At 28.9% G+C, this 13,135-nt stretch carries 9 protein-coding genes; all 9 read right to left on the bottom strand.

Features of this window, described 5'->3' with window-relative positions; genetic code table 11:
* Nucleotides 1–22: 22 nt before the first annotated feature.
* The 9 genes from B5X81_RS00605 to B5X81_RS00565 all read right to left on the bottom strand — a co-directional run bounded on the left by B5X81_RS00605 (nucleotide 23) and on the right by B5X81_RS00565 (nucleotide 13,050).
* Nucleotides 23–4,498 carry a coiled-coil domain-containing protein gene (locus tag B5X81_RS00605; RefSeq protein WP_079488565.1) on the bottom strand — a complete coding sequence of 1,492 codons (4,476 nt, stop codon included), beginning with the start codon at nucleotides 4,496–4,498 and terminating at the stop codon, nucleotides 23–25.
* Nucleotides 4,491–5,240 carry a DUF6063 family protein gene (locus B5X81_RS00600; RefSeq protein ID WP_079488564.1) on the bottom strand — a complete coding sequence of 250 codons (750 nt, stop codon included), beginning with the start codon at nucleotides 5,238–5,240 and terminating at the stop codon, nucleotides 4,491–4,493. The genes B5X81_RS00605 and B5X81_RS00600 overlap by 8 nt, the downstream gene beginning before the upstream one ends.
* Before the next feature lies 1 nt (nucleotide 5,241).
* Complete coding sequence (locus B5X81_RS00595) at nucleotides 5,242–6,741, bottom strand: hypothetical protein (protein WP_079488562.1); 1,500 nt, start codon at nucleotides 6,739–6,741, stop codon at nucleotides 5,242–5,244.
* Nucleotides 6,734–7,825, bottom strand: coding sequence for a Wadjet anti-phage system protein JetD domain-containing protein (locus tag B5X81_RS00590; protein WP_079488561.1), 1,092 nt, complete (start codon nucleotides 7,823–7,825; stop codon nucleotides 6,734–6,736). Before B5X81_RS00590 ends, B5X81_RS00595 begins: the two co-directional genes overlap by 8 nt.
* A gap of 218 nt (nucleotides 7,826–8,043) precedes the next feature.
* Complete coding sequence (locus B5X81_RS00585) at nucleotides 8,044–9,003, bottom strand: GGDEF domain-containing protein (RefSeq protein WP_079488559.1); 960 nt, start codon at nucleotides 9,001–9,003, stop codon at nucleotides 8,044–8,046.
* Nucleotides 9,004–9,636: a hypothetical protein gene (locus B5X81_RS00580; RefSeq protein WP_079488558.1), complete on the bottom strand. Its 633-nt coding sequence runs from the start codon at nucleotides 9,634–9,636 to the stop codon at nucleotides 9,004–9,006.
* Nucleotides 9,629–10,000 (bottom strand): response regulator transcription factor, encoded by a 372-nt coding sequence (locus B5X81_RS00575; RefSeq protein WP_079488556.1) that lies wholly within the window; start codon nucleotides 9,998–10,000, stop codon nucleotides 9,629–9,631. Before B5X81_RS00575 ends, B5X81_RS00580 begins: the two co-directional genes overlap by 8 nt.
* A 447-nt stretch (nucleotides 10,001–10,447) precedes the next feature.
* Nucleotides 10,448–12,187: a hypothetical protein gene (locus tag B5X81_RS00570; RefSeq protein WP_079488555.1), complete on the bottom strand. Its 1,740-nt coding sequence runs from the start codon at nucleotides 12,185–12,187 to the stop codon at nucleotides 10,448–10,450.
* Nucleotides 12,188–12,348: 161 nt separating this feature from the next.
* Complete coding sequence (locus tag B5X81_RS00565; RefSeq protein WP_079488553.1) at nucleotides 12,349–13,050, bottom strand: ATP-binding protein; 702 nt, start codon at nucleotides 13,048–13,050, stop codon at nucleotides 12,349–12,351.
* Nucleotides 13,051–13,135: the final 85 nt, after the last annotated feature.

Here is a 13,135-nt window from a genome sequence, read left to right as displayed (position 1 = left end):
CTCAATAAATCCAATACTGATTTTATCCAATAATCCTTCCCCCATGTATAACCTTTCCCTTAACACTGCCTGCCATATCATCTCCTCCATCTGCAATATTTAGAGCCCAAAACACCGGGAATCTTTCGCTGATTTCAGCTTTAATTATCTCTGGGGCTGCAAAAGCTATTAGCTGGAAATTAAGCTGATTTGCAATTTCAAATATTGGGTCAAGTACATGCCTGCCTGACGCCTTTCCGAATATATTGTCTATCATGAGTACAGTCCATGGATTATTATTTCCTATGTATCTTTTTTTATAGTTCATTAGCATCATTATGACAAAGGTGCTTATGGATAGGGTTTGACCACCGCTGCCCTCGGTCATTACTCCTTCTCCCTTATTTATTGCCTCCCAAGACTCATAATAATAATCCCTTGGTTTTGAATATTTAAATTCATTTTTCTCCGTCATTTTATATACCATAAGCTTTGGATATCTACCCCCTACAGTTTTTGAAAAAATAGCTTTATCGTTCATCAGTTTCTCTATAGTCCCATCTTCTATATTATCTATATCTTCATACTCTTTAAGGAGTTTCTCTATACATTGTACAAAATAGTCCCTAAGAGCCATTATTATCTCATCCTCATCCTTTGGCAAAAGCTCTTCTCCTTTTAACTTAACAAGAGGGAATGAATATCCCCTTTCATTTAGATAGACTACACTTGAAACCATTTCCTTTAAAGCATTAACCATTTTAATACCATGGATAGCTGCCCTATTTGCCCATCTATCTCTAGCTTCCTCGGCCTTTTCCTTATCTCCGTGTATAGTATTTATCTCAATATTAAAATATTCCTTCATGCTATTAAAGGATATATAATTGCTTTTGTAATTATCAATTACTAACCCTTCTACATCAATCAATATTTTATTTTTCAATATATCGTCCTTAACTTTACTTTTTACATGCTTAGAAAACTCATCCATATTTTTCTTAGATTCTTCCAAATCCCTTGTCATTCTTTCTCGTATATCTCTATTTGCTTCAATCCATTTTTCAAGTTCGTACTGAGGGTCAGCATTTACCTTTTCTAAAATTTCCTTATCTACCTTTCCTGCGTTTATATTTAGTTCCTTATAGCTCTTTATCTCTGAAAGAAGCTGTCTATTTACATCGACCTTATTTCTTGCATCCTTTAATATACTTTTTATTTCTTTAATATATCTTTTATTGTCGATAATGCTCCTATTAATTTTATATTCCAGCTCCCCTAAATTTTCTTCCTTTAATTCAATCAAAGCTTTATTAGGATATTCCTCATTTATTTTAGTCTTGATACTATCCATATTTTTTATTTTTTCATCTAGGGTGGCTTTAACCTTTACTCTTTGAGTCTTTATATTCTCCAATGTAATACCTATATTACTTTTCCTATTCTTATAAATAGAAAGATTTTCTTCAGCCTCCGTAATTGTTATATCCTCTAAAATAAAATTAAACCACGAATCATCTATCTTCTTTAATTTTTCTTCTACTTCACTTATTTTTCCCTCTATTATTTCTATATCCTTGTCTATAATTCTTATTTCTGCATTCATATTATTTATGTCATCATGAAGCTTTTTCCTTAAATTTAAATCTATTATTATTTCTTCGTCTGCTAAACTATAATTAGGAATTATATGGTTTTTTTCAATTTCTTTAGGAATTACTATTTTAGCATGTCCCATAATTCCCCTTATATTATCAAGGTAGATATCAATTTTTGATTTCCAATTATTATATTTTATATTATCATCTAATATCAAGTCTCTATTTGATTTAGATTTTTTAGCAATATCTTCTATTTCATTATTTAATTTTTTAACTAATTCTCTGTTTTTCTCCATTTTATCAAATAAATTGTCCAGCTCTTCTTTTTCCTCTATAAAATCACATAATTCATTGATATCCTTTTCAGTTATTTCATTTATTTTTTTTATATCTTTTAAATTCTGTTTCTCTGTAGATATTTTATCCTTTGTTTTGTTTATTTGATCCAATATATGGGATTTTTCGGTCTTAAACTCATCTAAATCATACTTGGCTTGATTGATAATATCCATTAAGGTCTGGGAGCTTTTTTTATTCAAGACTATATTTATATTCTCTATAATATTCCTAATATTTTTAACCTTTTCCTTTAATACCTCAATTGAAGATTTTATATTATTTTCATTTTTCATTAAATCCTTTTTCCATATATCATAGGCAAACTCATCTATTACAAGCTTTGTTCCTTGATTTTCAATAATTTTAAAGCTCTCTTTATAGTCTTTATTCATATTATTACGAATAAAAATAGGCACCGGATTATGTAATAATATATCTGTACTAATATTCCTTTTAATAGTATTCCAATCATTATCTCCTGGAATTACTAATCCATAAATCAGTGAAGGGTATGTATTAACTAGCTTTTGACATTTCTCTGAACTTTCTGTTTTTAGAAATTCTGTCCCCAATTGAACGGGTATCCCAAGATTGACTATCTCCTCTTTTAGTATAATTATGTCATTATTGGCTATCCAAAAATCCTCATTATTTAGGACCTTATCTATATTGTTCTCCCATAATTCCCTATTTAAATTTATTATTCTTTCTTCTTTATCCTTAATAAGCTTGATTAATTGATTTTTTTGGGACTTCACCCAACCTTCACTATAAGTTATATTTTCATTTATATTTAATGCAGACATAATACTACTTTCAATTTTTCTTTCCTCTTTGCTGACAGAATTATATTCCTGGGTATAATTTTCAATATCCCTTTCTAAGGCCTTTATCTCTAAATCAATTTTATTATTACTAATTTTCTTTTCATTTATTTTGTCCTTTAACTTCTCAATTTTATCTTCAGTATTATCTATATTTTCTTTTTCACTATTGTTTTTTTCCTCTAATTCCTTTAAAAGCTTTTCCGGAAAACTCATTAAAAACATTCCATGTTTTTGGGCCAGCTTATTTTCCCTTTTAGAAAGCTTATCCCTTCTATCTTTATAGGATTTAATTTCTAGATTAATATTTCCTATAGCTTCTCTAAGCTTATAATCCTCATCATTTAACCTTTCTATCTCATCTTTTAGATATTTATTATATGAAATATGATTTATCTCTATATTTGACCATTTTTTTTTGGTATCTGACCATTTTCTTTTTATCTCATTTTCAATATTACTAATTTCTTTTTTTATATCTTTTATATTTAAATTTTCTATTAATTTATTTTTTTCAAGCTTCTTTTTTTCTAAGCCTAATAAATATTCCTTCTTATCTAAAAAAAGTCTATTTATCTTATATTTACTGATTTCCATAAGAGTATTGTTAAGTTCAAGATTCAATTGGCTCTCCCTGGAAATCAAGTCCCTTTCCTTAATTTTCAGGGTTTCTATTTCCCTTTGTTTCACAGCATATTCTAAATTCCTCTTTTTAAAAGCCAGCTCCTCTTTAAGCTTATATGCAGTTTCTTCTTCATTTATCCATTTTTGAAGCTCATTTTCGCTATTTATCAGTCTTTCATTAAAAACTTTATATAAATTATTTCCCTGTATAATATTTCTTTTAAGCATATCCCTTCTCTTCATTCCCGTTTCTGCATCCTTAATTAAAGGGTCTATATGAAATATAAGATTTTTATAATCTACTTCCCTTGCCAATAGTTGAGGAAGGTTTTTTGTTATGGACAATTCACTTTTAAACATATCTACTAAAGTATTATCCTCATCTTGAAGAAAATTTTTCATGTTTTGAGTTATTGCAGGTATTATTAATTTATCGAATATGGATTTATTGTCAACTGCCCTTGAAAAATATTCCCCAATACCTCCTTCAACCCTGTTTATTTCCTTTAAAATTTCCCATTCAGAACGATTAATTCCTTTGCTTTTCAAATAATTATAATAGTTTGAATCATATCTCTTTGTTGATGTCTTACTAAATTTAATAAAATCTCTGGAATTATCGTTTATAAAGCCTTCAAAATCCTTATAATCAAGAGCTTCTCTATTTTGCTTATCATATACAGGTATATTTTCTATATAATAGGGTCCACTGTAATTATGCTCATGAGTATATAAAAAATAATTAAGACCTGCCCTTTCTTCTAATTCATCATCCTTTACTGTATTTCTTTTAACAGAGGTTATACACATGCCTGTTATCAGCCATTTATCCGGTACTTCATCAAGCTTCCACTCAAGCAGAATATGAAATGTGTAATTATGTAAAATTTCCCTTTGATCATAAAACATACTTATAAGCTTATTTCCATTTCTTTTACCCCATTTGGTTTCCGGCAAGGCAATTTGTGATATAAGCTGCATTAAAACCCCTTTACCTCCTTGGTTTTTCAAGGTAAAAAGTGCATGATCTGGTATATTCCCTCTAGTCAGATCAAATAAGGAGTCCTCATGTCTTTTCCTGAATTTATCATATTTACAACCTACTATTCTTATCTTGGAAATTCTAGGCATTTTCTACCTCCTCACTTGTGGCTCCTATGAGCTTCATTATCTCATCGTAGCGGTCTTGATTATGATATATATTATCCAGTCTTTCATAAAGTTCTATTTTGGGTATTATCTTAAGCTCTTTTCTATTATCGATGACCAAACCCTGGTCTACTAAAGGCTTAAATGATTGATATATAAAGTTGAATTTATTATTGGTGGTCCTGGTAACTTCTATTTCTCCACTTTGGGATTGCTTATAATCTGAAAAGTCATTATTCCATAGATCATATATTTCTTCGATGGCTATGCCCCAATCCTTTGAAAAATCTTGACTTTCGTCATTTCTTTTTTTCCAGGATTCCAAGGTGCTTGTTATTATGGATTCGAGTTTATAATAGGTTATTCCCTCTTCTTCCCACCTAATCCTTATGTTTTTTTCCTTATCTACTTCCGCTATAAAGATGCATATAATTATATTAGCTAAATAAAAATATTTTTTCTTTTTAAGTCCCCTATACTTTTCCTTCATTTGAGTATAGGAATTTGAAAACATAGATCCATAGGAATTACTGACAAGATGGATATTTTCAAGGGTATTGAACACCCTAAGTCCCCCCTCTGCTGCAAGGGTATTTACAATCTGACGAATATCGGGATCATCAATATAATCAAAGGCCAAGGTGTCCTTACAAGATATTGTTTTGTTTTTTAATAAATGAAAAAATATTTCAGACCCTTTTTGGAGCTGTTGATTTGTATACATATTAAGACTCTCCTTCTATATATAATTCATAGGGTGATATAAAAAGGCCATCCCATTTTAAAGGGGGATTATTATAATTTATCCTTGATAATACTTTTTTCCCAATAAGTTTTTTATACTTTTCATCGTATTCACATAATCTTCTAAATAGCTCTAAGGCCTCATCTACTTCTCCATCGTAATCGGCCTCCACTGATATTTCCAAATCTATATCAGTTATAACAAACATCATAAATATATCTATATTAATACTTTGGGAAAGCCATCTTGATTTTTCCTCAGGATTTATATTTTGTAGCTTTGTTATGGAAAAGCAGCCCTTTTTTAGAAGCTCATAGAATATATCTTTCCACAAATCAATTACCAATTCCCAATTGATTTCTTCCACAATAAATTCATCTTCTATTATTGCATCTAGGGCTATTTCATCAAAATCTAATTTTCTCTTTAATCTTTGTTCCTCCCATGCCCAGTCTAAGGGATAGATAAATTCAATTTCTGGTGAAAATAGAGGATTTAATATATTCTCAAGTATATCAAGCCTTGGCAAGCCCTTTTTTAAGATTAAATTTTGCCATATGTCTTTTTTGAAGGATATATTTGAAGTGCTCCAAAAGGTCTCGGGATATTTTACTCTAATCTCAACTTCATAGGCCAGATTTTGGACAACTAATTTTGCCAAATGATTATGCATAATTCTAGCTCTTTCCAATTTTTCAAATACATGGTTAGCATCAATTCTTTCCTCCTCTGGAAAGGTATCTATACGCTCCTTCCAAAGAAACATATCATCAAATATTTTTTGCTCTTCTTCAAATTGTCTTTTAATTTCCTCCTGGCTCCTTTTTTTATCCCTATTTTTATCAAAGAATATTACCTGAGGATTCCTTATAATATCTTCTTTATATTCTCTCTCCCTTTTTATTAATGTTCTTACTCTCATAATCAAATTATCTACAGAACTCTGTGCCTTGTTGAAATTACCTGTTTTTATTAATTGGAGGGTATAAAACTGCTCTAGGTCAAAGCCAAACTCCTCTAATATTTCCCTTGTCAGAAAAACTATTTCCTGAGAAACCTCCGTCAGCATATATATGGATTGTCCACCCTTTTCCCAATGGGTATGTTCTTTGTCTACCTTAAGATATTTAAATTTATATATTTCATGCTTGCCGGTTTCCTCATTAAATATCCTGCATCTAAAAGGGTCTTGATTTTTAGGGTCCTTGTACCATATTACTCCATCTACTAATCTTTCGATATTTTCTCTACTAGAATTTATATTCATATCCTTTGTTATTCCATAAACTATACTTATTAAATCCTGCCTGCTCCTATTGGAATTGTCGGTTATTTCCCTTCTAAATATATTTAATAAAAGCAGCAAACATATTTCATGGGCATATTCATTTAACTCCCCAACATCCATACCTGTCCCAAGCATTCTTACAGCCTGAGTTTTCTTTAATCTTTCCTTAAAGTCCTTATCTACTCTATCCATTAATATCACCTGTGTTTTTTTTAATATATTCGTAAGTAATGTATTCCTGGGGCAGTCTAAAATTAGATTCCCACAGCTTTAGAATTATATCTGCTAATTTTTCTTCACCTATATTTCTTATTTCATTTAAAACATTATTTAAAACCTCTTTATTTTTTCTTTGATTATCAATTGGCTGATTTTTGTCGTAATAATTTATTAATTCCTTATATGCCTTTATATGCAACTTTATATTCAAGTCTGAATACTTTCTTTTTATAGAATCATATATCATTAGTCCTTCTGGATCAATATCTCCAAAATATTTGAGCTTCACTTTATGGAGATATGCTATTTCCTCTATAAAGGATAAGCTTTTAATAATTTTCTTGCCTCCTCCAAAGATAATAATATCGGGAAAAAATCCAAATATACTTCTGTTTTCTTCTACAGTTCTCTTATATGAATAAAAGGTAGAATAATTTTCAACTACAGCCACATCTTTAATTTCCTTAACTCCTCTATTCCAATAAACAAACATTTCTCCATATCTTTTTATTTTTAAATCCTCAAGGCTTAGATTCAATCTCTTTAATATTCCCTTTTTTATTTCATGATTATTGCCCTTTTTCCCAGATTTTAAATATTTTTCATTATTAAATAATTCCAAGGATCTTTCTTCTAGGGTTGCCCATTCCCTATTTTCTCTATTTTTTATAAAATCATATATGATTCTAACATATTTTAATTCACTCTTTGTTTGAAGCTTAGGATTTTTAATATATTTGCCCATATCCAATAGATCAGATAGTTTTAATATGTCTTTATCTGTCCATTTACTAATAACAGCATCATAAATTATATTCCATTTTAGCTTTAAAGGAGGATTCACATTATTAAAGCCTAGGGTTTTCATTTCATTAATAAGACCTTCTTTTTTCATTTTAATTATAGCATTATAAAAGCTCCCATAGCCTCCCTTATTGTGATATTTTGTATATCCACCTATACTTTTAATTACCATATCCTCAATATATTTAATATTAAAGGTTTTCCTTCCTTGTTCTTTATAATTATTTATAATTTTTTTTACTACATTGTACATGATTACACCCCATAATATTTGATATATTTCCCATAAGGATTTCTAAAAATTTTAAGTATGACTAAGTTTTACTATGTAAACTCTATATATATAATATATTTGCTCTATGTATTTAGCAATACTAGAGTTAAAATCACAGTAAAACAAAAAAAGATCAGGCTAAACTATAAACTTTATTTCTTAAAATAGAGTTTATAGTTTAGCCTGATCCAGTTATACTATTCTTCATAAAAATGAAACCAATTCTTAGTTGTCTTTTTCACATGATACATAGCCTCATCAGCTTTGCTTATTAATTCTTCTGCATCATTACCATCTTTAGACCAAACACTAATACCTATACTTACAGAAATATTTGCCACTCCATTATCTAAAAAATAAGGACGGCCTATTTCATAAATTAGTTTTTTTGCTATTGCAGCAATATCTCTTTCAAATTTTATATTTTTTAAAATAACAGTAAATTCGTCTCCACTTCTTCGTGCAATAACATCGATGGTTCTTAAATTGGACTTGAGCCTGTTTGCAACTTCCTTTAGCACATCATCTCCGCTAGCATGTCCAAATGTATCATTTACTTCTTTAAAACCATCAAGATCCAAGAATAATATTCCAAGCATGTATTTATTAATATTAGTAGATAAAATAGAATTTGAAAGTTCATTGTGAAAGGACAGCCTATTTGATAAACCCGTAAGGGAATCAATATATGCAATACGTTTTGTATTTGCTTCCGAAGCTTTTACATCTACATAGGCAGATTCTAAATCTTTTATAACCGTTTTCAATTTTAATTCATTATCTAGTAAATTTGTAATATCCATAATCTGTATTAGAGCATATTTATTATCTTTGATATATATAGGTGCTACAATCATATTTTGACGTATTGGTTCAGTGTTTTGTTTACCATTCGAAGGATATACAAAAGCCTTATGCAATATACCTGAACAAAATCTACTTTGACCGTGAATAAGAGATTGATTTATAATATCCTTATATTTTTTTTGTGAAAAAGTAGGGCAAACCTGACATAATTTTTTGTTAATAGCATAATTCTTTGATATCTTTGATATTTTTTCTATTATAAAATTCCATATTAATATGTTATAATCCTCGTCAATAACAATAACTCCTATATTAACCATATCTAAAGATTTATAAATCAAGTCAAACATTTAAGTTAAATCCTCCAACATTGTGTCTATTTTGTCTATTAGCAGGGAAATTGAATCTCCAAATAGTGCAATAAGTATAGTTGATGAAAGCTGACTATTTGTAAATAAGAACTTTGTATGAAGTATTAATGCATTTACTTCCTTGGGGAATAAAAGATACTTATCAGATTCTGAAATTGTCAATGTATTTATATTAGGAATAGTATATTTTAACTTAGTTTCAAGAAGATTACCAAATTCTCCAATTAATACATTAAAAATAACATTACTTACTTCTTTTATAATATCTAAATCCATTTCGTTTAAAGAAAAGGATTGGCTTTCTCTTTCCTTAACTTCATTAATTCCAATACATGCATTCGATAAAATCTTTGCATTTTCTATGGGTAATACTAAAAATACTTTTCCAACAAAGTCAGGACCAAATTTAATAGAACATATCACTTTTTCTCCCATTAAAAATTCATGATGTATCCTATCAAAGACATCTGTATCAGAGTGCTGTATAAATTCTATTTCAGGAACAGATAATAATACTCTTTGATTAATCATTTCAGACAATGATTTAGCTGCTAGTCCAATATGTACATTAATAATTTCTGTTAATACATCCTTTTGCATAGGACTAAGCATCATTACTACCTCCTATAATATTAATCAGTTTTTCAATTTTTTCATCATTTAATGGCTTATTTATTAAAGCTTCAACAGATAAAAGTTCTATTTCATTAAAAACAGATTTTTGTACATCGGCAGTAAGCACTATAATTTTTACTTTATTATCAGATTTTCTTACAGTCTCAATCATTTCTAAGCCTGTCATAACAGGCATAAGTAAATCCACAATAATTATATCGGGCTTTTCGCTTTCATAAACCTTTAACCCTTGTAAACCATTACTTCCAGTAAATAATGTAACTTGAGAGAAATGATTTTCAATTATTCTTGTAAGTGTTTTTTGCATAAAAATCGAATCATCAACAACAAGTATTTTCAATTTATACACCCTCTTTCACAAATATAAGTTTCTTATATTACAATTTACTTATATTGTTCTTTTCACCTGAATGTTGAATATATGATACTTTTTTAGGTTTGAATAATACATTTTTTCTTAAAGTAATGCATACTTGTGGTTTAAGAAAAGGAAAAACTTATATTGTTAAGAAAATTCTATCTTATAGGTTATTTTACAGCAAAATTCGACAAATTTCAATTATATTCATTATCTTTTAATAAATTTACAAAAATTCTTAATTTTTTCCTTTTGCTTTTTAAAAAAAGAAGGGATCGATAAATGAAAAAGTTTTACTTGAATATATAATTTTTATAAAAAAATGATTAACAATCTTTTATTTTCCCACATCACCATAGGATTTTCTTCAAGTGGAGTAAAATCTCCATAATAAATCTCCGATATTCTACTTCCTGAGAATGAGTTTAATTATGAAGCTTTTATACTACTAATACACCATTTTCCATCCTTTTTAATTATATAAAATATTAACCCCATTTGCTCTTCTTCTTCTTGATATGTAGTTTCAACAAATTTCTTGGATTCTTCTTCTTTAATTTTAAATTCTATTACTTCTTCTATATCTAATATTGTATTGAGTAAGGGTTTATACCACTGTTTACTTTTAATTTCAATTTGATTGACTTCATTATTAAGAGTTAATTCTTCCAAGCGCTTTTTTATATCCTCACTCTTTCCATTATCTAAAATTCGCAGTTCCAAATACTGACTTATTACCTCTTGTATTTCATTAGGATAAGGAGGCATATTTTCTATTATTGTTTTCTCTAGTACGAATGCATTCTCTTTTAATATATAATTGGAAACAAGGTGATAATATAAAGTATCATAGCTAGAGCGTATTGAAACATATCCATCAAACTGTCCATTCCCATTAAAATCCTTTAAGATATCTTCACCTACCCCTGTGGCTGAACAGCTGTCGGCAAATAATCTAACTTCATCATCTAGAAATTGATAAAGTTGAAAGCCACTTAATCTTGCACCATTAGTTAAACGACAGTAAATAAATTTCCCATCTAAGCCTTCTAATTCAACTAGCTTAACTTGATTTACCTCATAGGCATTCTGTGCCAAATTCTCACTTAGATAATGAATTTTGCCTTCATCTTCTTTAAATAAATATATATGGTTGAATATGGCAAAGTCCAGTGAATCATCATCTTCTTTCCCAGTACCAATAATAACCTCTGCTTTTCCATTGCTATCAATATCTTCTTTTTCATAGAACATAATATTATCATCAGGGAATTTTTCTTTTATATGGTTTATATATATTTCTGGAATATCCTCTATACCAATTTGATTACTATCTTCTTTTGTATTAGAATCTATATTAACAATTTCTCTTCCTCCTAGCCATTCTTCTATAAACTTCGGTAACCCATTCTCATGTTCTTCATCATTAGTGTAATAATGAACACCTGAACCAGAATCTACAGCAGCTATAATATTATTTTTTTCATTATCCAGCATAACAACTGCTGCATTACTATATCCTAACAGTCCAAAGGTTCTTATCCTATAATTCTTATAATAATTCTCTTCATCTGAATAGTATTGAGCATAATCTATAAAGACATCATACATATCTCCAGTTAAATCCTTAAATATTTTTTCCTGATCACTAGTATCTACTAAACCTACATTTACCCCTGTAGGTTGCTGTATATCAAGTTCTTTTACATATTTCGAATCAAATGAAACGTTCTGACCGCAATAATAGGTATAATCATTACTTTCTAGCTGCATTTCCCCCTTTTCATCTAGATTAAATATAAATTCTATTTCATCCTCTGTTTCATGAATAGCCTTTCCATTTTCTATTTTTGCATCACCACTGTATCCGCCCGTATGACAACCATTAAAAGCAGTTATTTCAAATTCAATTAAATTTTTATCTAAAGCTTTAATATTTAGTTCTGAACCACTATAATAACTGGAGCTTTTACCTCTCCATTGACCATTCCATTTATTAGAATTGTTATTTTCCTGAACTTCTTTACTTAATTGAGATTTCTCTTTAGATTCCTCAATCCTCGTATTTTGGAATTCTTTTATATCTTTACTAGCCTGAATATTTTCAGGTCTTGAGCATGCCGTAAAAATAATTATAAATATAATTATTAATATATTTATTTTTTTCATCCTTACTCCTCCAATTATTTAATTCATTTATCTCATTAAAATAATAATATTTATTTGAAAATATTTCAAGTAAAAGAAAGTAGGCAGGCTAAACTATAAGCCTTATTGGTCAAAATAAAGCTTATAGTTTAGCCTGCCTACTAAAGGTACAAGCACCCCAATTATTCTATTATATCTCCATTAGTTGAAACAACTATAACTCTCCAAGGAATCATCTTACCACTATTTATTAAAGCTTGCTTCACTGCATTTTCAATTCCACCACAGCATGGAACACTCATTCTTAGCACGTCGACACTTTTTATATCGTTATTCTTAATTATTTCAGTTAATTTCTCTGAATAGTCAACACTATCCAACTTAGGACAACCAATTAAAGTAATTCTATTTTTCATAAATTTACTATGAATATTTGCATTTGCAAAGGCCGTACAGTCTGCTGCAATTAACAGTCTAGCCCCTTTAAAATAAGGTGCATTTGTTGGTACAAGTTTTATCTGACATGGCCACTGCCTTAACTCAGATTGAATTTCCAATGACTGTTTATTATCTGTCTCTGTAGTATTTCTTTTTAATTCCTTTGAATGGGTAGAGGGGCATCCACAAGCCAATCTATCTTTTCCTTTTATTTTGCTTTCTTCATTTCTCTTACTATTATCAAATTCTTCTACATCCTTCTCAATTACTCTTAGTGCACCTGTAGGACATTTTGGTAAACACATTCCCAATCCATCACAATATGATTCTGATATTAATTTTGCTTTTCCATCTATTAGCTTTAGAGCACCTTGGTGACATGCATTTACACATAATCCACAACCTACACATTTTTCTTCATTAATAGAAATTATATTTCTTTTCATTATTAACACTCCTCATAACTAAATTGACTTTCTAAAATTATAATAATATAATTTTAAAAATATTTCGGTATCAATTGTTACGAAA

It is taken from the genome of Maledivibacter halophilus (assembly GCF_900167445.1).
GTDB lineage: Bacteria > Bacillota > Clostridia > Peptostreptococcales > Caminicellaceae > Maledivibacter > Maledivibacter halophilus.
This window is presented reverse-complemented; position numbering and strand designations above follow the sequence as displayed.